This window comes from Cyclobacterium sp. L-R (assembly GCF_056859355.1).
This window is the reverse complement of record NZ_JBSXOH010000095.1, coordinates 225,943-249,987: the sequence shown is the minus strand read 5'-3', so window position 1 is coordinate 249,987 and position 24,045 is coordinate 225,943. Positions and strand designations below refer to the sequence as shown.

General features: G+C 36.8%; 16 protein-coding genes, 1 pseudogene and 1 riboswitch. Of the genes and pseudogenes, 11 read left to right on the top strand and 6 right to left on the bottom strand.

Going from position 1 to position 24,045, the window contains the following annotated elements:
- Nucleotides 1-397 precede the first annotated feature (397 nt).
- Both AC13EX_RS21095 and AC13EX_RS21090 read left to right on the top strand, forming a co-directional pair.
- Nucleotides 398-1,954, top strand: a complete 1,557-nt coding sequence (locus AC13EX_RS21095) for a reverse transcriptase domain-containing protein (RefSeq protein ID WP_482894224.1) — start codon at nt 398-400, stop codon at nt 1,952-1,954.
- A 476-nt stretch (nt 1,955-2,430) separates the two neighbouring features.
- Nucleotides 2,431-4,092 carry a glycoside hydrolase family 140 protein gene (locus AC13EX_RS21090; RefSeq protein ID WP_482894223.1) on the top strand — a complete coding sequence of 554 codons (1,662 nt, stop codon included), beginning with the start codon at nt 2,431-2,433 and terminating at the stop codon, nt 4,090-4,092.
- Nucleotides 4,093-4,187: 95 nt separating this feature from the next.
- Here the strand turns inward: AC13EX_RS21090 and AC13EX_RS21085 are convergent, their stop codons facing one another.
- Nucleotides 4,188-5,438 carry a porin family protein gene (locus AC13EX_RS21085; protein ID WP_482894222.1) on the bottom strand — a complete coding sequence of 417 codons (1,251 nt, stop codon included), beginning with the start codon at nt 5,436-5,438 and terminating at the stop codon, nt 4,188-4,190.
- Between the two features lie 363 nt (nt 5,439-5,801).
- Between AC13EX_RS21085 and AC13EX_RS21080 the strand changes: the two genes are divergently transcribed.
- The 8 genes and pseudogenes from AC13EX_RS21080 (at nt 5,802) to AC13EX_RS21045 (ending at nt 19,418) form a co-directional block, all read left to right on the top strand.
- Nucleotides 5,802-6,938, top strand: a complete 1,137-nt coding sequence (locus AC13EX_RS21080; protein ID WP_482894221.1) for a sialidase family protein — start codon at nt 5,802-5,804, stop codon at nt 6,936-6,938.
- Between the two features lie 271 nt (nt 6,939-7,209).
- Nucleotides 7,210-7,812 (top strand): hypothetical protein, encoded by a 603-nt coding sequence (locus AC13EX_RS21075; protein ID WP_482894220.1) that lies wholly within the window; start codon nt 7,210-7,212, stop codon nt 7,810-7,812.
- Between the two features lie 264 nt (nt 7,813-8,076).
- Nucleotides 8,077-10,290, top strand: a complete 2,214-nt coding sequence (locus AC13EX_RS21070; protein WP_482894219.1) for an N-6 DNA methylase — start codon at nt 8,077-8,079, stop codon at nt 10,288-10,290.
- The gene (locus AC13EX_RS21065; RefSeq protein ID WP_482894218.1) at nt 10,283-11,623 is read left to right on the top strand and encodes a restriction endonuclease subunit S; all 1,341 of its coding nucleotides are present in this window, start codon (nt 10,283-10,285) and stop codon (nt 11,621-11,623) included. The genes AC13EX_RS21070 and AC13EX_RS21065 overlap by 8 nt, the downstream gene beginning before the upstream one ends.
- Before the next feature lie 329 nt (nt 11,624-11,952).
- On the top strand, nt 11,953-13,752 hold the full coding sequence (locus AC13EX_RS21060) for an ATP-dependent nuclease (RefSeq protein WP_482894217.1): 1,800 nt from the start codon (nt 11,953-11,955) through the stop codon (nt 13,750-13,752).
- A complete protein-coding gene (locus tag AC13EX_RS21055; RefSeq protein ID WP_482894216.1) occupies nt 13,736-15,790 on the top strand; it encodes a UvrD-helicase domain-containing protein in 2,055 nt (684 codons plus the stop codon). The genes AC13EX_RS21060 and AC13EX_RS21055 overlap by 17 nt, the downstream gene beginning before the upstream one ends.
- Before the next feature lie 211 nt (nt 15,791-16,001).
- A pseudogene (locus AC13EX_RS21050) lies at nt 16,002-16,217 on the top strand (four helix bundle protein); the annotation flags it as partial.
- A gap of 30 nt (nt 16,218-16,247) precedes the next feature.
- Nucleotides 16,248-19,418 carry a type I restriction endonuclease subunit R gene (locus AC13EX_RS21045; protein ID WP_482894215.1) on the top strand — a complete coding sequence of 1,057 codons (3,171 nt, stop codon included), beginning with the start codon at nt 16,248-16,250 and terminating at the stop codon, nt 19,416-19,418.
- A gap of 367 nt (nt 19,419-19,785) precedes the next feature.
- On the opposite strand, the gene AC13EX_RS21040 is transcribed toward AC13EX_RS21045, so the two are convergent.
- The 4 genes from AC13EX_RS21040 to AC13EX_RS21025 form a co-directional block, all read right to left on the bottom strand.
- Nucleotides 19,786-20,055 carry a type II toxin-antitoxin system RelE/ParE family toxin gene (locus tag AC13EX_RS21040; protein WP_482894214.1) on the bottom strand — a complete coding sequence of 90 codons (270 nt, stop codon included), beginning with the start codon at nt 20,053-20,055 and terminating at the stop codon, nt 19,786-19,788.
- Nucleotides 20,052-20,297, bottom strand: coding sequence for a ribbon-helix-helix domain-containing protein (locus tag AC13EX_RS21035; protein WP_048643695.1), 246 nt, complete (start codon nt 20,295-20,297; stop codon nt 20,052-20,054). Before AC13EX_RS21035 ends, AC13EX_RS21040 begins: the two co-directional genes overlap by 4 nt.
- Before the next feature lie 175 nt (nt 20,298-20,472).
- Nucleotides 20,473-20,772 (bottom strand): HigA family addiction module antitoxin, encoded by a 300-nt coding sequence (locus AC13EX_RS21030; protein ID WP_482894213.1) that lies wholly within the window; start codon nt 20,770-20,772, stop codon nt 20,473-20,475.
- Nucleotides 20,773-20,784: 12 nt separating this feature from the next.
- Nucleotides 20,785-21,075: a type II toxin-antitoxin system RelE/ParE family toxin gene (locus AC13EX_RS21025; RefSeq protein ID WP_482894212.1), complete on the bottom strand. Its 291-nt coding sequence runs from the start codon at nt 21,073-21,075 to the stop codon at nt 20,785-20,787.
- A gap of 439 nt (nt 21,076-21,514) precedes the next feature.
- Nucleotides 21,515-21,618, top strand: a riboswitch (SAM riboswitch).
- A gap of 241 nt (nt 21,619-21,859) precedes the next feature.
- On the opposite strand from AC13EX_RS21025, the gene AC13EX_RS21020 reads away from it, so the two are divergent.
- Complete coding sequence (locus AC13EX_RS21020) at nt 21,860-22,384, top strand: OsmC family protein (protein WP_482894211.1); 525 nt, start codon at nt 21,860-21,862, stop codon at nt 22,382-22,384.
- A gap of 543 nt (nt 22,385-22,927) precedes the next feature.
- Here AC13EX_RS21020 and AC13EX_RS21015 read toward each other — a convergent pair.
- Complete coding sequence (locus tag AC13EX_RS21015) at nt 22,928-24,043, bottom strand: sensor histidine kinase (protein WP_482894210.1); 1,116 nt, start codon at nt 24,041-24,043, stop codon at nt 22,928-22,930.
- Between the last annotated feature and the right edge of the window lie 2 nt (nt 24,044-24,045).

Below are 24,045 nucleotides of genomic sequence, written 5' to 3'. Positions count from 1 at the left end.
AAGATTACCTTGCAGAAAAAAGTGCGGCAGACAAACGTCTGGTTAGGACCATAGGGTTGTATTACAAACCACTGTTGGCGACATACGGCCTTTCAGGATAGAGATTACCATGAACATAGTTCCTAAGAAGAGGAATTCCTATAAAGATTAATTCTTTGAGAATTGCTATTGCTGGGACGACATGAAGGATATTTTCACTTGTAATGAGGAATATATCTAATGTTAATAAAGTTGCTAATTTGAATAAGTATTTCATGTTACTCTTTGTTTGTGTTTGAACATAATTGAAAATTTAGTGTGACTCAAGAACTTGGGTTCCGGTTCGGCTTTCAAAGGAAAGTGTATGTTTGTCTATTGATGCTGGTACACCACTTCTGCAAGGTTTATTTTTATTGTTATGCCCATTGATAAAAAAAAACATGCTTGGTTAAAGAACAGAGGATACCTTCACGTTTCTCCTCAAATTGATGTTTTTAGAAAAAGAAATAGTCTTCTAAAAAAACTTTCCATTAAGGGTTATATAACAAAACATGCATTTTTTCCATTACTTCATTCCTATATTAAGGAAAGAAGATATAAGTATAATTCCCATAAGAGAAAAAATTCCCATGTGGATAAAGACGGAAGACCAACTGCAAAACTCCGTCCCCTGCATTACGCCTCTCATTTCGATAGTTTAATTTTTGGATATTATGCTGATATCCTTCAGGAAGAATATGAGAGAATCTTATCTGATAATCCCGAACTGTCCGAATTGGTTACAGCTTATCGAAAGGTTCCAGACCCTGATAATCCTGGAAAAAATAAAAGTACAATCAACTTCGCTCAAGAGGTATTTTCAGAAATTAAGACAAGAACTGAAAAAAAAGGTGAATGTGCGGTGATGAAGTTCGATATCAAAAGTTACTTTAGCAGAATTGATCATAAGAAACTTAAAAAAGCCTGGTGTTCTGTTTTAAAGGTAAATACCCTGCCTGAAGATCATTATAACGTTTTTAAAGCATCTACCAAATTCTCATACATTTTAAAAAATGACCTACGTAAATACGCCCAAACGAAAGTTGGTAAACATGGATTTGATGAAAAAAAATTAGCATCCATAAGGAAAAAAGGAAGGTTATCTTTTTACGATTCCAGCGCAGAGTTTAAAAGTGCTATTAAAAACAAAGAACTACCCATTTATAAGTTTCCCTTTCGTAATGACCAGAAAGAACCAGTAGGAATACCCCAAGGTTTACCTATTTCTGCTGTCCTTGCAAATTTGTACCTTTTGGATTTTGATAAAACTGTATTAGAGAAAATTGTAATTGAGCGTGGTGGGTATTACCGCAGATATTCAGACGATATTATAGTTGTTTGTGATGTTGCTGATAAAGAAGTCATTAAAAGCCTTATACTTACCTTAATTAAGGAAAGCAAAGTGAGTATTAGTGAAGAGAAAACAGAAACTTTTTACTATAAAAGAGGTGTTAACAACCGGTTAATAGCTTATAAATTAAGCGATCAAGGGGGATATATTCATCGTTATCCCCTTAATTACCTTGGTTTTGAATTTAATGGTGAACAAATTTTAATAGCCAGTAAAAATTTGTCTAGATTTTACAGACGAATGATATATTCAGTGAAACGAAAATGTTTCATTGCTAAAAAAGCTCACAATAATGATCCAGAGGCGAATTTAGCATTATTCCGTAGACAACTTTATAGGCTATATTCTCATACTAACTTAAATAAAAAGAAGATTTACGGTAGGAGGAAAACACTTCGCCGCAATAAGAATGGAGTGTTTGTATTTCACTCTATTCCTGTGGAAAAAAAACCTAAAGGAAATTATTTTTCATATGTAAAAAGGGCTTCTAGAATTATGGAAGAACCTGCTATTAAAAAGCAATTAAGAAATCATAGGAGTATTTTAGATCAGGCAGTTAGTAAAAATATAAATAAAGATTTTTGACTTAAATTTTATGGTTATTAATTGATGGAAAAATAATAATTAGTATTTAATACCAAAGTACTGGGTTAGATTTTTAATTGTATTCCATTTGGTTTGTGAAGAATTGTTTTTTAACATAGCAGGAATCTATTGTGTTGAAAATTAAAATAAACTATAATTCCAAAATCTTTTCAAATCACCAAATTTTTTTGAAAGCATTGATTAAATAGGAGCAATTTCTGTTTATTTGTATTGTCTGGATTTTAATGATGGTTTTACTATTTACATAAATCCGCAAACCTTGCAGGTTTTGTTGATAATCAGCGCGATGTTAAAATTAGCTGAGTGAAACCTGAAAGGTTTTATCTCAACAAGAACCAATTGATTAAAGAAATAGGCTGCGGAAATTAGGTATTTGCTATGATTTCGTTTGCCGATACACTTAACTGTAGACAGTAATACAATCACTGTCAAGTCAATAATAAAAATTTAAGCCCATGAGAATTGTCTTTCTCCTCTTTGTCATTAGTAATTTTCTCTTTAGTTGTAATACCTCTCAATCGGAAAAAGAAACCATAGAAGCCCCTCATTTTGAGGAAATAGAGCTGGTTTTTACCGCAGCCAATACCCATAACAATCCTTATACGGATGTAGAAATGTATGCGGAGTTTGTAGGTCCAGATGGACAGCAACTGCGCCGACCTGCTTTCTGGGATGGGGGACAAATCTGGAAAGTCCGCTTTGCTTCTCCTATTGCCAATGCAGAGTGGAAATGGAAGACCATCGCTTCCGATAACAGTGACACAGGCTTGCATGGGCAAGAGGGAATGCTTAAAAGTGTGGCCTATACCGGGAATAATCAATTGTTTCATCATGGGCTGTTGCGTATGTCTGAGGGCCAGCGAAATGTGGTCCATGCGGATGGAACGCCTTTTATCGTGGTGGGAGATACCCCTTGGGCCATGCCATGGAGAGCAACCTATGCAGATGTAGCACAGTATGCCAAAGATCGTAGCGAAAAAGGTTTTAATACCGCTTTACTAATGACCCTTCAGCCTGACCAAGGGGCTACCGGTCCCAATGTCCGGGATACGGATCAAGGTTTTGCTGTCGCTTTTTCAGATTTGCCGGAAGGACATATCAATCAAATCAATGCGGATTATTTTCAGTACCTGGACAGCCTGATGGGTATACTTGTTGCCCATGAAATTGTGCCAGTTTACCAGCCTGTTTTTCATGGATTTGGATGGAAGGGTAAAGAGGTATTGGGTAAGAATATTGTGGCTGAAGAATATGCACGCTATTGCAAATACCTTGTGGCACGCTATGGAGCCCGTCCGGCCATGTGGTTGGTAGGTGCAGATGGAATGGGTAAAGAAGTAGGGGTTAAAGAAGGTGGAGAAACTGTTGAAGCTTGGGATGCATACCGTCAACCTACCGGAATTCACTACAATCCTTTTGATGATTTTATCCCTGAATGGGCCGATCCGGATACTTACGAAATACATTACAATAAAGCCTATCAGGAGGCCGAATGGCTGGACTTTCAGTGGGCACAAACCGGGCATACTGCCCAAAAGATTTATGATAAAGTGGAGGAAATGTATGAGAACAAGCCTATAAAAGCAGTGGCCAATGGAGAACCTACTTATGAAGGAATAAGAGATCCGGAAAATGGTTCAGGCTGGTGGCAGGGAGAAGAAGCATGGATGCAGTTGATGTCAGGAGGCACCATGGGTGTTGTTTACGGTGCAGGTGGCATGTGGCAGTGGAAAGTGAGTCCTGATGAAGAAGGATGGGCCGCATGGGCAAATTCTGAAGTGTCCTGGAGGGAAGCCTTGAACCTGGAAGGTAGTCGCTATGTGGGATTTATAGCGAAAGCTATGGAGGGAATGCCATTTACAGATATGGAGAAGCGGAAAGACCTTGCAGGAGGGAAGCTTTGTTTGGCCAATGCAGGTGAGTTTTATTTGAGTTATCTCAACGAAGGGGGAGAAATAACCCTCAGTGAATTAACACCTGAAATGCCTTATCAATGGTTTAATCCGAAGACAGGCGCATTTTTGCCAGAAGCTTCTGTGACTGAAACCGTTCAGACCTTCACTGCCCCAGACAATGAACCTTGGGTACTAATTGTAGGCAAAAGAAAAACCATATAAAAAAATCACCCAATCACTAGATCACTCCATCACTAAATCACTCCATCACCCCATCACCTATTGTTTTCACATTCATCAAACGGCTAGGTTCAAATTTAATTTAACCGATAGTTGACCAGTAGAAAAAAACGATCCGCTCGTACACCCAAATAAATGTAATCGGACATCCCGTTACCTCTCTCATAGCGGAATTCTCCTGACAGTCGTCCTTTGATGGCTCCTAATCCTAGTATTAGCCCTTGCTCATAGCGACGTGTTTTATCCAATAGTTTGCTTTCATTATTGGTTTCTGAAGTATAGAATTTTTTAAAAGTGGATTTTTTGATAGTTTCACTCAAGGCATAACCATTTGAAATTCCTGCATTGGCAAAAATTTTAAAACTTTTCAAGGGATACTTAAAACGCACTAAATTATTTAATTTAAGGTAACCATAACTCAATTTTCCTTCTACATTTATATAGTCATTTTCATTAGTGAAGTCTTGAAAACCCCCACTTACATTATAATGAGAGTAAAGTAACTCATTATAAATAGACCATTTACGTTCCTTTCTAGGCAGTATTAAATCAACAAAAATACCTGCGACTACGCTGTAATCCCTTGGAAAATTAATCCTTTGAATGTCAAAAACTTGGCTACTATTAATTGAAATTGATGTTGAAGAAACTCCTGTCAAAATGCCTAAGTCAGCTACAATTTTTTCCCTAACTTTTCTAAATGTGGGCAGTCTATCCGTACATTCATAATATTTCAAAAAAATGCTCTCCAAACTATTGCTATTATACTGAGCATCTTCCAGAGAAGGCATCATGTATAAACAATCACCTAAATAAGAAGCCAGTTGGCGCTTATACGTTAAGTTTTCTTTCTTGAGTTGTATCCCCTTTTGTTCAGTAAGGTACCACTTGTATTTTAGAAGGGTATAATTGTTTCCTTCTTTGATATAATAATTCTCTTTGCCAGAAGATTTCATGCCTAGCAAGGATTTTTTCCCCAATACCAATGTCTGTAAGAATACTGTATCCATTCTCACCTGTAAGGCCGAAGATTCACTGTGTACATAGACCGTATTCTTAGTTACTTCCTTCTCCACTGCAGCGCCTACATAGATTTCATCCAATACCCCAAATTCGGCGATGTCTAAGGGCTTGTAAACTTTTATCCTGTCCTGTCCCTTCTGTTTGAAGAATACAGTTTTCGGGTTGTTATCCCAGTTTCTATAGTCAATTAGCCCAGGTATGGTGTCCCCTTCTAAGGTCTTTACATAGCCGGGTAAGTATTTTTCCTGTGATACTGCCTTATTAAAAATCAATGCAAAAAATAAAAATGCAAAAATATATTTCATTGGATAAAAATTGTTAAAATGTCTTACAAATTTCAAATATATAGACAAATCTGGATAATGTCTTTCTAATCTTTCCTAAAATAAATGCATTATAGTTTTCATTATTCATTCTCAATGGATTACAATTTATGCTTTAATTTTTTTTTAAGAATTCCTGTGCTTCTTTAAACTAATGCAGGATTATTTTCACCTCTGTACAGTTAATTATAGAGATTATGGTTATTATTGATATTCTGGTAGGTACAGTTGACATAAAACCCTATGACTAACAAGGGAAGTAAGCTTACTATTAGCAAAAGAGCGATTGTTTAACTTTACCTTACTTGTTTTTGATTTATTATTTGTACCAAAAAAATTACTCTAGTGAGACAATCTGTATTTATCGCACTCCTTTTGATTATAGGTTCCTGTGCCAACCAAAAGCCCAAAAATGAATTTTGGAATGATGGCAAAGCCGTTTTTGAGTTAAGTGAGATTTTTGCAGGAGAGCGATTTCCCAATGTGGTAACGGCTAAGGATGGTTCTATTGTAGCCACCTGGGGAAATAAAAGTTACCAGGTGCGTAGGAGTGAAGATGGAGGCAAAAGCTGGCAACCAATCATTACCCTTGTCGAGCCCGGTTTTCAAGGAGGAGGCGTTATAGTGGATGAAAACAGTGGAGATATTTTGGCATTTGTAGAAGAAAGTCATCCCATTTCCCCTTTTCAAATGTACAGGAGCAAAGACAATGGGAAAACATGGGCAGTTGAAGAAACGAGTCTAACAGGAGACAAGAATGGAAATGTACCTTCCATGCACATGAATGAGCACGGTATTACTTTACAATTCGGTGAAAAGAAAGGAAGATTGATTCGGGCAACTCGCAATTATGATGGCGGAAACAATAAGGAGTTTTGGCCCAACCATTATACCAATGCCATTTATTCTGATGATGCAGGGAAAACCTGGCACACTAGCGCCCCTTTTCCTGCCAATGGAACAGGCGAAGCCACGCTGACAGAACTTTCTGATGGAACCATCTACTACAATTCCCGCAGGCACTTGTCCACCGATGGCTTGAACCCAAGAATGAGGCATATTGCACATAGTACAGATGGAGGAGAAACATGGGAAGGCCTATATGTCAGTGAAGAATTACCTGATGGAGACCAAAGCGGTGATTATGGATTGATGGCAGGCTTGATTAGACTGCCAATCGAAGGGCATGATGTGTTGCTCTTTAGCAATATAGTATCCGATAAAGGCAGAAACCACGGAACCGTCTGGGCCAGCTTCGATGGTGGCAAAACCTGGCCGGTAAACAAACTGGTAGAAGAAGGCAAGTTTGCCTATTCCTCCATGACCGCCGGAAGAGCCGGTACTCCAAGCGAAGGATTGATTTACCTATTCTTTGAAGGAGAAGGCGAAGACCCTAAAGGTTACTCAGGTAAGATGGCCATTTTCAACCTTGCTTGGCTTTTAGACGGTAAGGATTGGGAGGAGTTTTTGGATAATTTATAATTATTAATTGTTAATGATAAATTAGAATAGAATATGGATAGATATACTTCAACAATAAATATGGGTGTATTCTAATTGTTTATCTTTTTAAGAATTAACCTTAGAATACTTATCAGAAATAACTTAAACAAAAAAATGGATCCCACTTAATAATACTTTAAGATAAATTTGGTTAATTGTTAATAATTCTTTGTTGAAAGTAATTAAATTTTAATGTAAAATATTTATCAAGGAAACGATATCTTTTAAAATTATCTTAAATAACCATTAAATGACTATACCTAAAGGGATTACTTTTGGATCAAAAGTTATTGTTATTCCACCTATCGTATCAGGTTTTACACATAGTGGCTACATGAAGCGGGTGATGAAAGACAATTATATTTGGGTTGAAAGGGGAGAAATTATTGGAGAATTTAACATCAATGGCAATTACAATGATAACCTTTTTTCTCGAGTTTTTAACTCAAAAGATCATACTGCACCTATCAGATGTCCTGCTTCAGGCCTGCTCTTACATCCAACTATAAAAAATTCTTTACCTCGAGATTGGAATAAAATAAATGAGCCTCCGATTGCCTGTTTTTCATTATTGATTCCAGATGACGAACCAAAACCGGAATCTGGAGAATTTATATACAAAGAAATGTGTAATTTTGTCAAGAGTATGGAACATTATTATTTCAGAAGTTCCAGGTATTGGAGTATGCCAGGGTTTACCTCAGAAACGCTAGAGAAAATGATCAACCTACAATTGAATGCAAACCCTTTAATTTTTGATGCTCTTCCAGAATGGGCGGATTATCTTGATGAGGCTCGTATAAAGAAACCAGAGTTAAGACCCCATATTAAACATTTATCCAACATCTTATAAAGCATTTTAAGAAATTATGTGAATGTATAATTAATGATGAAACCTCATTCCCTTCTTAAGGGATGATGATTTTCATGGTTTATTGTCAAATACTTTTGATTTTAGGTAGAATACGATGCCTATAGAGCATTAAATCCTTGCCAAGTTTTATATCTTTAGGGAAGAAAAAGTAGTCGGAGATTTTTTTAATCCGGTGGTAAACGCTTGATGCAATAAAGACTGCTATTGTATCAATATTCTATTACTTAATAATTAATTGCATTAATGGCCAAAAAACAGCCCAAAAAGAATCAAAAATCCATGGAGGAAACCCTCTGGGATTCAGCCAATAAATTAAGAGGAACGGTAGAAAGTTCTGAATACAAACACGTAGTACTAGGTCTGATCTTCCTGAAGTTTGCTTCAGACAAGTTTGAAGAACGTAGGACTGAATTGATCGCTGAGGGTAAGGAAAAATACCTGGAGATGAGGGAATTCTACAATATGAAGAATGTCTTCTTTCTCGCTCCCGAAAGCCGTTGGTCGTATGTGATTGGGCATTCCAAGCAGGATGATATCGCATTGATCGTGGATACGGCCTTGCATACCATTGAGAAAAACAATCCTTCCCTAAAAGGCGCTTTGCCGGACAATTACTTTTCCCGACTAAACCTTGATCCCAGTAAACTGGCGGCCCTTCTGGATACGGTTAACAATATCGATACGGTAGGGGATGCAGAGGAAGATGTTGTAGGTAGGATTTACGAGTATTTTCTGGGTCGATTTGCTGCTGCTGAAGGAAAGGGTGGTGGCGAATTCTATACACCCAAATGCATCGTAAACCTGATTGCCGAAATGCTTGAGCCCTACAAAGGAAAGATCTATGATCCAGCTTGCGGTTCAGGTGGGATGTTTGTGCAGTCTGTACAATTTGTCAAAAGTCATCAGGGCAATACCAGAGATATTTCAATCTATGGACAGGAATACACTGCCGTTACTTATAAATTGGCCAAAATGAACCTAGCTATTCGTGGGATTTCTGCTAATCTTGGGGATGTACCTGCCGATACTTTTTTTAAAGACCAGCATCCTGATCTCAAAGCTGATTACATTATGGCAAATCCTCCCTTCAACCAAAGCCAATGGAGGGAGAAAAACGAACTGGAGGATGATTTACGATGGGCAGGATTTACTACCCCTCCGGCAGGGAATGCCAACTATGCCTGGATTTTGCATATGCTGAGCAAGCTTTCCGAGAATGGTACTGCAGGTTTTGTTCTGGCCAATGGCTCTATGAGTAGCAATACCTCAGGAGAAGGAGATATCCGTAGGGAACTGATCGAAAAAGACATGGTGGACTGTATGATTGCCTTGCCGGGGCAATTGTTTTATACTACACAAATACCTGTTTGCCTTTGGTTTATAACTAAAAACAAAACAAGACGTCCTCATCCGGAAGATCCAACAAAAGAATTCCGCGATAGAAGAGGAGAGACCCTCTTCATAGATGCCCGTCAACTCGGCTCCATGATCGACCGCACCCAAAAAGAACTCACCAAAGAAGACATATCCCAAATCGCCAACACCTACCACACCTGGCGCAACCAAGTCCCTCCAGAAAAAGAACGTGTGGCCAAGGGCCAAACCAATCAAAGCTCCCCTCCTTCTCAAGGAGGGGTGGCCGAAGGCCGGGGTGGTTTTATAAACCAAACCAAGGTGGCTGAAGGCCGAGGTGGTTTATTAAACCAATCCACGGTATCCGAACCCCAGACAGCTTATAAAATAAACAACCTTCCCCACCTTAAAACCTTCAGGAAAGAACTTAGAAACAACCTAACTCCGGCTGAAGCCAGCTTATGGACGCTATTGCAAAACAAAAAACTGGATGGTAGAAAATTCAGAAGACAGCACAGTGTGGGGAATTACATACTGGATTTTTATTGTCCTTCAGAAAAACTGGCCATTGAATTAGATGGGCAGGGACATTTCAATGTGGTTCAAGCAGAATATGATCGAGAGCGGGATTTGTTTATAAATGCCTTTGGTATCAAAGTTCTGCGTTTCGAAAACAAAGAAGTTTTCGAGAATACGGAGGCTGTTTTAAATGCCATTAAAGCGGAGTTTGGCTGGTATATAAACCACCCCGCCTTGCAGGAACAGCAGGAGGAGAAAGAGAACCACCCCGCCTTACAGGCACCCCGGGAAGATCTAGAAAAGAACCACCCCGCCTTGCAGGCACCCCTCCTTGGGAAGGAGGGGAACTACAGGTACGAAGACATCCCGGGCTATTGCAAATCTTCCACACTTTCTGAGATCCAAGCCAACGACTACGTTCTGACTCCTGGGCGATATGTTGGGGTGGCTGAGAAAGAGGACGATGGGGTTCACTTCGAGGATAAAATGACGGAGCTGACGGCTGTATTGAAAGAACAAATGGCTCAAGCTGATCATTTGGATCAAGCTATTTTGGAGAATTTAAAAGCTTTGGGGTATGAGTGAGTGGAAACCAGAAACAGTAGGTAATGTTGTGGAGTATATAAAAGGTTTTCCTTTTAAGTCAATTGACTATAAAAACAAAGGAATACCGATAGTAAAAGTAAAAAACTTTACAGCCGACTCTATTGATATATCAGACTGTGATTTTCTTGATGAGGAAGAATATAATAAATATTTTAAGTACAGGTTAAACGAAAATGATATATTAATTGCAACAGTGGGTTCTTGGTTAACTAACCCTAACTCTGTTGTTGGCAAGACTGTAAGAGTGCCATCTAAAGTTAAGGGAGGCTTACTAAATCAAAATGCAGTTAGATTAAGGGCGAAAATTGATGTTGATCAGCGATATCTATTTTATTTATTAAGGCATGATAGATTTAAATTTTATATAGTAGGAACTGCTCAGGGTAGTGCAAACCAGGCAAGTATTACATTAAATGATATATTTAATTACGAGTTTGAGATTCCCCCTCTAACTGAACAAAAAGCTATTGCCCATATTTTAGGCACCTTAGATGACAAGATTGAGCTAAATTGGCAGATGAACCAAACCCTGGAAGCCATGGCGCAAGCTTTGTTTAAAAGCTGGTTTGTGGACTTCGATCCGGTGGTAGACAATGCCCTGGCAGCAGGCAATGCTATTCCCGAGGAATTGCATGCAATGGCGGAGAAACGAGCATTAGTCCCACATTCAAAAAAACTAATCTCAAAATCCCCTGAGCTTGCCAAAGAGTTTCCATCTTCTTTTGTTTATGATGGGACGCTGGGGAAGTGGATTCCTGAGGGATGGGAGGTGAAGAAGCTCCAAGAATTAGTAAATGTAAAATATGGTAAGGATCACAAAAAGCTAGAAGTTGGTGGAATCCCATGTTATGGATCCGGGGGAGTTATGAGAATGGTGAATGAAGCACTGTATGAAACAGAATCTGTTCTGATACCAAGAAAAGGAACATTAAACAATATAATGTACGTCAATAAACCTTTTTGGTCTGTAGATACCATGTTTTATACGCAAATGAAACAGAATAATTTCGTGAAATACTTTTTCTATGTAATGAAAAAATTGAATTTCAGTGACATGAACGAAGGTTCAGCTGTGCCAAGTATGACAACTGCACAATTAAATGCAATGAATATTATTCTTCCTTCAGTACAAAATCTTAAAAGATTTGATGTTTTAATCTCAAAAAAAGTTATAAAAAAAGAGAGTAATGATCTTCAAATTGAAACATTAACCCAATTGCGAGATAGGTTGCTTCCTAAATTAATTAGTGGAAAGTTAAGAGTTGACAATAAATATAATAACATAATAAACCCGAAAAATTATGAATCCTGAAAATTTAAGACCTGAAAAATTTAAAAACCACACCATAGTCTACACCAATGAATATTTTACGGTTGCTTATGGTGAGTGGGACACTCAAAAATAACTAAGACTTGCCATGAGGTGGAATTGAGGAGGAGATTCCTTAGGATACCCAAGTCAAGGAGGAAACCCCTTATGGTTTCAGCTACCAAGCGATGGGATTTGGACAACTGAAATTTTGAGAGAGATTAAAAATATTGATGAGAGTGAAAAGCAGATTAAAGATCTTAAATCGAAATTGTAAATACATAATAAGGGTACCGATTGAATCAAGAAATAATTTTTAATAAATATTCAATATGTATTTATCCAATATGAAGCTTTGGAACTTCAGAAAGTTTGGTTCTGAAAGTGATTTTAACTTAGCATTACCAAATTTGAACTTGAATTTCACAACAGGAATTAATGTTTTGATTGGTGAAAATGATTCAGGAAAAAGTGGAATTGTTGATGCTATAAAATTAACCCTAAAAACTCATAGTTATGAATGGGTTAAGTTGGATTGGGATGATTTCTATAATAGTTCAAAAAGATTGAGAATTGAATTGACATTCGAAGAACTATCCGATGACGAAGCAAAAAACTTTACAGAGTGGCTAGGATGGAATGGTGAAGGTGACGAAATCAAACCTTTTCTAAGAATAATTTATGATGTTACGAGAAATCTTGAAGATCAATATATTTTTCCTACTGAAATAAGAGCAGGAGTTGATGAAATAGGATATCAACTCACAGCAGAGGCAAGAGAATATTTGAAAACGACTTATCTGAAACCCTTAAGAGATGCAAGGTCTGAATTAATCCCGCGAAAAAACTCAAGATTAACTCAAATACTTCAAGGGCATGAGGCCTTTAAAGGAAGAGATAATGATCATAGATTAGTGGGGTTATTTAAGGCTTTTAATGAAGAAGTTAAGAAATACTTCGAAGGGAAAGATAAGGATGGAGGTGAACTTGAAGGCGATGATTTAAAGGGAAAAGAATTAAAGACTGAAATTGATAGGTTTATACAGGCTTTCTATTCAAAGAATAAAGAATCTAATTTTGGAGTTCTTGGTAATAACCTCAAAAATATTCTTGAAAAGCTTGAGCTATCTATTAAAGATGAGATAAACCCTGGTTTGGGAACTTTGAACAGATTGTTTATGGCTTCAGAGTTACTTCATCTTCAAAAGAAAAATTGGGACGGTTTAAGATTAGGTTTAATTGAAGAATTAGAAGCTCACCTACATCCTCAAGCACAAATGCAAATCATAGAAGCTTTGCAAAATGAACCAAATATCCAATTAATACTAACTACACATAGCCCTAACCTAGCGTCTAAATTAAAACTTGAGAATCTAATTATCTGTAATGGAAGCAATGCCTTCCCTATGGGAGCATTCTATACAAAATTAGCTTCCGATAATTATAAGTTTCTTGAAAAGTTTCTCGATACGACTAAGTCTAACTTGTTTTTTGCAAAGGGTGTTATTCTAGTCGAAGGATGGGCAGAAGAAATACTACTTCCTAGTCTTGCAAATGCAATTGGTATAAATCTTACCGAGAAAGGAGTTTCCATTGTGAATATTGGAAATACAGGATTTGATCACTATTCAAAAATTTACTTAAGAAAAGTAGAGCCATTTATGAAAATTCCAGTGGCAGTCGTTACAGATTCTGATTTCAGAGAATATGAAAAAGTAGGTAAGGATTATGTAAAAAAAGAAGATTGTACTATCAATAATGAAAATTATAGAATAATTAGTAACATTATTTCCAAATCAGATCAATCTGTACAATATTTTCCTGCAACGAACTGGACTTTGGAATATTCGATTTTTAAATCTCCTACATTATCCGTTGCATTTCAAAGTGTTTGTAAAAAAGTTCACTCAAAAACCAAATGGGATTCAAATTTTGAAAAAACCTTGGCGAGAAAATTAATTGATAAAAATAGTAAACTAGGAAAAACAGAAGTGGCATATAGATTAGCCAATTTTATTGATGAAGATCTAAAAAATCCAATATCTGCTAGAACAATATCAATTAATTCTGAAGATGAAAATGACAGTATAAATTATTTAATTCAAGCTATAAATTATGCTGCGGGAAATTAATATAACTGATGCGGATATCAAATACGCCGAAAAAGTACTTTTATTTGAAGGGAGAAAGTTTGATGACGAAAGAAGAATATTCATTCGAGACCTTAGTACTTTAGATTTACAAGCTGTCCCAGGAAGTGGTAAAACGACAGCACTACTTGCGAAACTCTTAATTCTAGAAAGATACATGCCTCTTGAAAATGGTAGAGGTATTTTGGTTATATCCCATACAAATGCTGCTGTAGATGAAATAAAGGAAAAAATCGGAAAAAATTGCCCTAAACTTTTCACCTACCCTAATTTTATTGGTACAATTCAAAGCTTTGTTGATACCTTTCTAGCAATTCCTTACTATACAAACAAGTTCAAAAAAAAACCAACGAGGATTGATTCTGAAATATATAATGAGCGAATCTCTCAAATACTAAAAAATCCTTATCCCTTTAAATTTAGACTTTCCCAGGATAATTTTAAAAAAATATTAGCACTTAAACATGTAGACGAGTCATTGTTTTATAATTTTCGATTTGGAATTGAGAATAATAAAATCGTTCTAAAGAAAGAATTGAATGGAGAAAATCTTGAAATAAAGAAACCAAAAAGAGGTAAAAACTATCAAGATTACACAGTAGAAGAAAAATCAATTCTAAAGAGATGGTTTTTTGAATTGAAATTATATCTTATGAAAGTTAAAGATGTATTGCATTATGATGACGCATATTTCTTAGCTAATCTCTCAATAGTAAAAAATCCTTCTATAATTAAACTTTTGCAAAGACGATTTAAGTTTGTTTTTGTCGATGAAATGCAAGATATGGATGTGCACCAACATCATTTGGTTGAAAAAATTTTTCATCCTAATAATATAACTCAATCAATCCTTCAAAGAATTGGGGACAAAAATCAAGCAATTTATAACGGGAAATCTATTAAATCAGAAAATATCTGGACAGATAGAAATAAAATATTGTTTATACAAGGGAGCCATAGACTTAGTCCAAGGATAGCAGCTGTAGTTCAAACTTTAGCTATTACTCCCAATAATATTGAGGGGAGAAATACAAATTTTGATGGTTCAGAAATTGACATTAAACCAACAATTCTCATTTATCGAAATGATACAAGATCATTAGTGATTTCGACTTTTGCTAATAAAATTAAAGAATTTCAAATATCACGGTTGATTCCTAAAGACCCAATACATAAATTTATGGCAGTTGCTTGGGTAAAGGAAAATAACGATCTGAATAAAACATCATTGAAAGATTATTGGCCTCATATTTCTAATTCTATTGCAGGTCATAAAATAGATTTCAATGTACTGGAAGATTATGTGCTATTTTTTGATAAAGAGAAAAAGACTTTAGAATCTGTTCGTAAGAACATTTTAAATGCACTTTTGAAAATTCTTCGCTTAGAAAATGTTATGGATGAATACAAAAGGGTTTATACAAAAAGAAAATTAATTAACTTCTTTAAATATCTTGGTAAAAATGAATATGAACACCTAAAGTTGAATCTTTATAAATGGTCTATAGAATGCATAAAAGGGAATAGTTTAGAAACAATTGATTCAATTAAAAAATATATTCCTTCATTTCTATTCAATTTTCAAAAAACAATAAATTATTCACATAACTTCATAAATGGAAAATCTGGAATCAAGGTAGATGATAATATATCCAAAATTCAATCCAATTTTCACGAGTTTGAAGGTATTAATATTGAAATTGGTACTGTTCATTCAGCAAAGGGACAAACTCACACTGCAACTTTATATTTAGAAACTTTTTATAGTAGGGGTTATGGGAATTACGAATCTGAAAGGTTACGGAATCAAATAAAGGGTATAAGCATAACGGATACTCTTAAAAAAGTTGTAAGTGGAAGAGACAAGGTTATTCAATCATGCAAAATGGCTTATGTTGGCTTTTCAAGGCCGACACATTTTTTATGTTTTGCTATTCATAAAGATCGGTATGATGCACATCTATCTGATATAGATCAAAATTATTGGGACATTATAGATTTAAATTCTATTTCAGATTAATTGATGAAATTCACTGAATCCCAACTTGAACAGGCCTTTATTAATTGTTAATGATTAATTGTAAATTATTAATGAAATGAGGGTGAATGTCGTAAAGGATAAAGGTTTTGGGTTTGCGATTAGAGTGGTTAGGCTTTATCAGTTTCTATGTGATCAAAAAAAAGAGTATGTTCTTTCAAAACAACTGCTAAGAAGTTGAACTTCGGTAGGAGCAATGGTTCGAGAAGCTGAACATGCAGAAACAAAGAACGATTTTAAACATAAAATGAGCATCGCCCAAAAAGAAATAAACGAAACCATTTACTGGCTTGAATTACTGCATAAAACAGATTATTTGACCTTAGACGAATTTGAAAGTATGAATTCAGATGCAGTGGAAATAATCAAAATCATCATAGCCATTTTAAAATCTGCAAAAGCCCATTAACCATTGAACATTTATAATTAACCATTACAAATGAAGTTTACTGAATCCCAACTTGAACAAGCCTTTATTACCCTCTTAGGAGAGCAGGGGTATCCCTATGTGCCGGGTGAGGAGATTGTCAAAGGAAAGGAAGAGGTGTTGTTACGTGAGGATTTGCAGGCTTTTCTACAGGAATCTTATGCAGCGCAGAAGATTACTCCAGCAGAAATCTTTGGGATCATTCGTGAATTGGAAAAACTACCGGCCTCTGATCTTTATGAGAGTAATAAAACGGTTATGAATTGGGTTCGTGATGGTTTTCTGCTAAAGCGGGAAGATCATAACAAGAAAGATATATTTATCTCTTTGATCAATTACGCCGAACCTGAGAAAAACATTTTTAAAATCGTCAATCAGCTTGAAATTCAGGGATTTGAAAAGCGAATTCCAGATGGTATACTCTATGTAAATGGCTTGCCACTAGTGATATTTGAATTTAAGTCAGCCATAAGGGAGGAAGCTTCCTTGCATTCTGCCTTTGTTCAGCTGACTACCAGATACAAACGGGATATACCAGACCTATTCAAATACAATGCCTTTTGCGTTATTGGTGACGGTGTGAATACCAAGGCAGGTAGTTTTTTTGCTCCTTATGAGTTCTTCTACTCATGGAGGAAGATCGCAGGTTTGGACAAAGAGATCGATCCACAGTCCGGACTTTCTACCAAAGTGCATGGGATAGATTCCATGTACACGTTGATACGGGGCATGCTGGACATGCACCGATTTTGTGACATTGTTCATAATTTCATTTATCTACCGGATAGTTCCAGGAAGGATGAGAAGATCCTCTGTCGCTATCCTCAGTATTATGCGGCTACCAAACTTTTTAAGAACATAAAACAGCATCAGCTTCCTCATGGAGATGGTAAGGGTGGAACCTATTTTGGAGCCACAGGATGTGGGAAGAGCTTTACCATGCTGTACCTTACCCGTTTACTGATGAAGAGTGTGGATTTTGCCAGTCCTACCATTGTGCTGATTACGGACCGCATGGACCTGGACGATCAATTAAGTGCACAATTTACCAATGCCAAGGACTTTATAGGAGACAATGTGATCAAGTCGGTAGTAAGTAGGGCTGATCTCAGGGAGGAACTAAAGGGAAGAAACTCCGGAGGAGTTTTTCTGACCACAATTCACAAGTTCAATGAGGATACCGAATTGCTTACGGAGCGGAGCAATGTTATTTGTATTTCGGACGAGGCCCACCGTAGTCAGACAAATCTGGATCAGAAAGTCCGTGTTACAGATCAGGGAGTGAAGAAGAGCTTTGGTTTTGCGAAGCATCTACACGATTCCTTTCCCAATGCCACTTATGTGGGTTTTACCGGAACACCTATCGATGCCACTATGGATGTTTTTGGGGACATAGTAGATACCTATACCATGACCGAATCGGTAATGGATGAGATTACGGTGAGGATAGTCTATGAAGGGAGGGCGGCGAAAGTATTGCTTGAAAACCATAAGCTACAGGAAATAGAGGCCTATTACAATAAAGTCGCTAAAGAAGGAGCGAATGAATACCAGATCGATGAGAGCAAGCGTCAAATCACCCAAATGAGAACGATTTTGGGAGATCCCGGACGAATTGAAGCCATTGCAAAGGATTTTGTAAATCACTACGAAACTAGAGTAGAAGAAGGAAGTACCCTTCTTGGGAAAGCGATGTTTGTTTGTAGCACCCGTGAGATTGCCTATATGCTTTATCAGGAAATCATTGGCTTGAGACCTGCTTGGGCAGAGATTTTGGTAGCCGAACAGGGTGTGGAGTTGACTGAAAAAGATCAAAGAGAACTTAAGCCCATGGCTCGGGTAAATATGGTGATGACTCGGAGCAAGGATGATGTGAAAGAGCTGTGGGATGCTTTGGGGACTCAGGAATACAGAAAGGAATTGGACCGGCAGTTTAAGAATGCCAAGAGTAATTTTAAGATTGCGATAGTGGTGGACATGTGGTTGACGGGTTTTGATGTGCCTTTTTTGGATACCATGTACATAGACAAACCCCTACAGGAACACAGTTTGATTCAGACGATTTCAAGGGTTAACCGGAAGTTTGAGGGAAAGTCAAAAGGCCTGGTAGTAGATTATATCGGAATTAAAAAGCAGATGAACTTGGCGCTTAAGCAATACTCCACGATGGATAGCCAAAACTTTGAGGATATTGAGCAGTCCATTGTAGTGGTAAAGGACCATATGAATTTATTGGAAGCTATATTTCATAAATTCGACTACAGCAATTATTTCAATGGTTCTCCATTGGAGCAATTAAATACGCTCAATATGGCCGCTGAATTTGTGCAGTTGACCAAGCAATTGGAAAAGCGCTTTATGAATTTAGTGAAACGGATGAAGGCAGCTTATGATATTTGCTCAGGTAGTGCGGCCTTTAGCAATGCCGAAAAGGATAAGATTCATTTTTTTATAGCGGTCAGGTCCATCGTATTTAAATTAACCAAAGGCGAGGTTCCCGATACCGATCAGATGAATGCCAAAGTTCGAGAGATGATTCATGAGGCCATTTTAAGTGAAGGCGTAGAGGAGATCTTCAAGCTTGGGGAAGATGATCAGAAGCAGGTGGATATCTTTGAAGCTGATTACCTGGCCAAGATCGATAAAATCAAATTGCCCCATACAAAAATCAAATTGCTGCAAAAGCTATTGGCGAAAGCCATCGATGAGTTTAAACAAATTAACAAGATAAAAGGTGTTGATTTCTCTAAGAAGATGCAGCATTTGGTAGAGAAATACAATGAACGCAAAGAGGCTGATGTGCTTCAAAGTGAGGTATTGGAAGACTTTACCAACGAAATCATAGACCTGTATTATGCCATGAAAAAGGAGAAGGATTCTTTTGCTGAGATGGGGATAGATTTTGAAGAAAAGGCCTTTTATGATATACTGAAAGAATTGGCTGTAAAGTATGACTTTGTTTATCCTGAGGACAAGTTGATTCACTTGGCGCAGTTGGTAAAGGACGTGGTAGATGACAAAGCAAAATATACCGATTGGAGCAAGCGGGACGACATCAAGGCCGAATTGAAAGTAGACCTGATAATATTATTGGCCGAAAATGATTATCCTCCTGTGGACAGGGATGAGGTATACAAAGAGATCTTTGAGCAGGCGGAGAATTTTAAGAAGTATCAGAGGTGAGCCTAAATTGGGTATTATAAAACAGTGTTAAAAACAATCTCAAATATCAAAGGCCAATATTTCCTCCATATTATATCATTCCCTCATTCCAAAGAAACCCGATAGCGGTAAATGACATTGTAATCTTTTTCTGATGTTTCTTTTCAAAAATGCTAAGCCTTTTCAAACCTTTTCAATTTTGGGTTGTTTCGCTCGAATTCTTTGATGGCTAGCGCCATGTCATATTTGTGCTGCATTTTAGTCCATATTTCGGCGCTTCCACCAAATACGGTCTGAATTCGGAGTGCGATATTGGGTGAGATGCCGCTTTTTTCATTAACAATTTTTGGTGTAAAAAACTTATATAAACGGCATGGAACATCTAAAATCAAGGAAATTTTTGTTTACCAATGATCCTAACTATTCTGACCTGATCCTCTACTGTGAAGTATATGGTATGTGAGCTATGAACACAATATCTATAACCTTTACGAATTGAAGTTAAAGGGTACATTTCAGGATTTTCGGAAATCCTAATAAACGTATTCTCTAGCGATCCATGATATTTTTCAGCTTGGGTTGGACCAAAAACTGCTTGACCATAAAGATAAATTTGAATAAGGTCTTCTTCTGCTTGGCGGGTAAGAATACAATTCATTGGCCATTTTTTACTCTTTGTTTAGCCTCTGCAAGAATTTCAGCCATAGATTTATTGGATATGCCACTATTTTCACCCTTTATAAGCTCATTCCTTAACCATAATCGCTCTTCTTCTTGTTCTCTTTGTCTACGAATAAGGTCGTTGATCAATTCACTTTTACTGGAGAATTCATTCTCTTCAATTTTTTGTTTCATCCAACGGTCGTTCGGTTCATTAACAGAGATAGTTTGTCTAGCCATTTTTTTTGTGTGTTTATGGTGTAATAATACACCATATTTAACGAGTATACAAAGCATCTTGTTTATTTTGTACGGGTTTATTGCAATGGCATATTATATCATTCCCTCATTCCAAAGAAACCCGAAAGCGGTAAAAGACATTGTAATCTTTTTCTGATGTTTCTTCTCAAAAATGCTATGCTTTTTCAAACCTTTTCAATTTTGGGTTGTTTCGCTCGAATTCTTTGATGGCTAGCGCCATGTCATATTTGTGCTGCATTTTAGTCCACATTTCGGCGCTTCCACCAAAAACGGTCTGAATTCGGAGTGCGATATTGGGTGAGATGCCGCTTTTTTCATTAACAATTTTTGATACTGTTAGCCTCGAAACCTGCAAGAGTTCTGCGACTTCACCAAGTTTTAGGTGATTTGGTTTAATTACCTCCTCTAAGAAAATTCTTCCTGGGTGAATGTATGTTGCAATATGTCTTTCCATTTTACTTAAATTTTAGTGATAATCTTCTAAATCCAAATCGTATGCAGCACCAGTTTGATTGTTGTAGTTGAATGTAATACGCCAATTACCTGAAATCTCAAGGGACCAATCTCCTTTTCTATTTCCTTTTAGTGGGTGAGGTTTTAATTCAGGGAATGGGTATAGGTCATCAGGTACCTTTTCGATACTATCGATAATCTCCATTACCATCTCAATTTTCCGGCTCATGGTTGACGGAAGTTTACTTCTATCACCCTTGACCCAATAGTTTTTTAGGGCTTTATTCTTGATACTTTTTATCATTAGTACATGTATAGTGTAAATATACAGTATACGTTTTTGAAAATCAACCTACATTTTAAAAATCAATTTATTTTGATTAATGGCTCCAATTTTAATTGCTCTAGAATCCCGAACATTTAAACATGTCTTATTGCCGTTAAAATTGGGTCGATTATGTCTGGTAAAACCTTTCTTGAAATAGATATAAAAAAAGTGAATCAGGTAATTACCCATTTGCTAAGGAAGGCATATCCACCATCAACCTTTACTTTTCCATAATCGAACGCAGGTTCTCTAAAAATATTTTGATCTGCCGAATAGACAAAAGGAATTTCTGAAACCTGAAATTCCTTTTTCCAAAAGTCCTTCTATTAAAAGAGACCAAAATAGTTTTGATTTTAAAAATCTATACCTAGGTTTGTGCCACAATCATGTCAAAGGCTTTCAAAATAGACGCCTTGATTTATAAAGAAGTAGCGAGAGACTGGCTCTATGACCTACTGGCAACCTTCATCAAATGAAAAGGTGCCAATTCCAGACTCTTAAATAAGAGGACTATAAAACAGACGTAATGAAAACAATTCAAAGCCCCATCATTTACACCTTTTCAAAGGAACTTTTTCGCCACAAGACGATTCATTTGTGTTGCTGTTTGCAGCATAATAGGGATAAGTCTATGTCTGGCCGCATGTAAATTTCATTTTCCAATTTCCGATACTAAGACGATTCAGTCTATGGAGTGATTGCTTCAGCATCACCCTATATAACCCTATTTATTATTTATTAACTTTTAATTTAAATAACCATGTCAGAATTAGTACAGCGAACATTTCAAGGAATTATTGAAGCTACCAACAAAGATGCGAGCCTTATAAAAGGAGTTTTTAGAGTCACTTCCGAAATGGATGAGCATGTCCGAGTTAAAAATACGGCGAGAGATTTTGAGTTTATCGCAGATGAACCAGAAGCTTTGGCAGGAACAAATTTAGGTCCTAATCCTGTAGAGTATTTACTGGCCTCTCTAGGCTCTTGCCAGGTGATTACCTATCAAGTTGTCGCTTCCTTAAAAGGGATTCAGTTAAACAATGTCAAGGTAGAAACCAAAGGGAATATAGACTGGAGGGGATTCCTTGGAATAGACGAAAATGTCCGTCCTGGATACCATAAAATAGAAGTGGAAACGATTATCGATTCTGACGAAAGTCCTGAAAGGATACAGGAACTTATTAAAGAGGTAGAGGCCCGTTGCCCTGTATTGGACAACCTGGTAAATACTGTAAAAGTAGAAAGCCAAATCTCTATTGTTAATGAGAAAAACCCTGTTGTCTAAATTCAGCAGCCATTAACCAAGCAATTGTATCCGGCGATGGGAGGAAAACAGCAAGGTTTTTTAATCCATTTTGAAAAGCGCTGCAGCCCTGGTCCGGATATAATTTTTTAATTTAAGGATTAGGAGAGGGTAAGAAGTTGAGTAGGTTGATGCTTTTTTCTACAACAATGTTGAAAAGGTCCTTAAATGCTTTTTCAATCGAGTGGTGCTTCTTTTCTGACTATATAGGTCTAAAATTTAAAGTCAATCACCGCAAAACCCAATTCATCTTCGACATTGACATAGGACCAGAGCTTGCCGTCTTTCCAAAAATAGCTTCCCGGAGCTTGTTTTAAGCCTTCAATTTTGGTTTCGCCCAAAACATTGAAGTCTTGGTCATAAGCGAAAAGAAAAACCTCCTAAGTAGATGGATCTCTTTTTTCCTGGCCCAAAAAATAATGCTTTGTATTGATGATCCAGTCTAGCTCTAATTCCTCTCAGGTATTGTGCTATTCAAATTGTTCAGCGGAGTAAGTTATTTAATAAATAAAAAATGTGGATTGCTTACCTTTTAATTGGAAGGGTAAAATAAAAAGTGCTTCCTTTTCCGGGTGCTGAGGTGACACCAATGGTGCCGCCATGTACTTCCACAATTCTTTTACAAGAGGAAAGGCCTATGCCTGTTCCCGATATTGCCTTAGAAGTATTCAGCCGCTCCATAAAACCGAAAATTTTATTTTCTTCTTTTTGCTCAAAGCCCATACCATTGTCTTTAATTCTGAAGGTGTAATAAGTATCCTTTTTTTCCCAAGAAACGGTTACAATTGGGTCTGCTTCTGATCGGTATTTTATCGCATTGGAAAATAAATTCTGGAATAGTCGTATCAACTGAATTTTTATTCCCGCTACCTCAGGAAGTTCCGGAATGTTGAATATTGCCTGATTTTTGCGCACCGCTTCATCCAAAGTTCCAAGAGCTTCCAAGCAAATTTCATTCAGATGAACCGGTTCAAATTTGCTTGAAGTATCCTCTATGCTGGAATATTCTAGCAAATCATTGATCATCATTTTCATGCGGTTGGTATTCACCGTAATTAAAGAAAATAACTCATCCCTATCCCCATCCGGCTCTACTAAATTTTCGTCTTTAATTAAGGCAACAATACTTTCAATTGTATTCAAAGGAGCTTTCAGGTCGTGAGAAGCAATATAAGCAAACCTTTCCAGGTCTATATTGATTCGTTTCAGTCGGTTAGCATTTTCTTCCGCTTCTTTTCTGGCTTTAATTAATTCCTTTTCAAAATTTTTCCGCTGAGTAATGTCAAGTACAGAAATTCTGTAAACGAGGGCATCGGTAGGTTTTCTCTGGATCTTTTTAAAATTGATTAATGCAGGAAAGCGCACGGTTCTTTTTCCTTTTAATTCAAGGTTGATTTCGGAAACCTCTCCCTGGATTTGCAATAATGGCAATACACGCGATTCAAAGAATATTTTTCCACCTACTCCCAATAAATCCTGAAAAAACATGGTTTTTAAGGCCTCATCCCGCTTAAAATTCAACCAGTTTAATAAGGTGTTATTAATATTGATAATTTCACCGGTTACCAAAATGGTTAAATAGCCGAAAGGAGCATTTTGATAAAGATCCTCGGTCTGCTCTGTATAATTATGCTGTTCCAATA

Bases quoted from the DNA above. Each gene is read 5' to 3' on its own strand.
- AC13EX_RS21095 (WP_482894224.1), top strand. From the start codon at position 398: ATGCCCATTGATAAAAAAAAACATGCTTGGTTAAAGAACAGAGGATAC.
- AC13EX_RS21040 (WP_482894214.1), bottom strand. From the start codon at position 20,055: ATGAATTGTATTCTTACCCGCCAAGCAGAAGAAGACCTTATTCAAATT.
- AC13EX_RS21090 (WP_482894223.1), top strand. From the start codon at position 2,431: ATGAGAATTGTCTTTCTCCTCTTTGTCATTAGTAATTTTCTCTTTAGT.
- AC13EX_RS21075 (WP_482894220.1), top strand. From the start codon at position 7,210: ATGACTATACCTAAAGGGATTACTTTTGGATCAAAAGTTATTGTTATT.
- AC13EX_RS21060 (WP_482894217.1), top strand. From the start codon at position 11,953: ATGTATTTATCCAATATGAAGCTTTGGAACTTCAGAAAGTTTGGTTCT.
- AC13EX_RS21030 (WP_482894213.1), bottom strand. From the start codon at position 20,772: ATGGAAAGACATATTGCAACATACATTCACCCAGGAAGAATTTTCTTA.
- AC13EX_RS21025 (WP_482894212.1), bottom strand. From the start codon at position 21,075: ATGATAAAAAGTATCAAGAATAAAGCCCTAAAAAACTATTGGGTCAAG.
- AC13EX_RS21065 (WP_482894218.1), top strand. From the start codon at position 10,283: ATGAGTGAGTGGAAACCAGAAACAGTAGGTAATGTTGTGGAGTATATA.
- AC13EX_RS21085 (WP_482894222.1), bottom strand. From the start codon at position 5,438: ATGAAATATATTTTTGCATTTTTATTTTTTGCATTGATTTTTAATAAG.
- AC13EX_RS21070 (WP_482894219.1), top strand. From the start codon at position 8,077: ATGGCCAAAAAACAGCCCAAAAAGAATCAAAAATCCATGGAGGAAACC.
- AC13EX_RS21055 (WP_482894216.1), top strand. From the start codon at position 13,736: ATGCTGCGGGAAATTAATATAACTGATGCGGATATCAAATACGCCGAA.
- AC13EX_RS21020 (WP_482894211.1), top strand. From the start codon at position 21,860: ATGTCAGAATTAGTACAGCGAACATTTCAAGGAATTATTGAAGCTACC.
- AC13EX_RS21035 (WP_048643695.1), bottom strand. From the start codon at position 20,297: ATGGCTAGACAAACTATCTCTGTTAATGAACCGAACGACCGTTGGATG.
- AC13EX_RS21045 (WP_482894215.1), top strand. From the start codon at position 16,248: ATGAAGTTTACTGAATCCCAACTTGAACAAGCCTTTATTACCCTCTTA.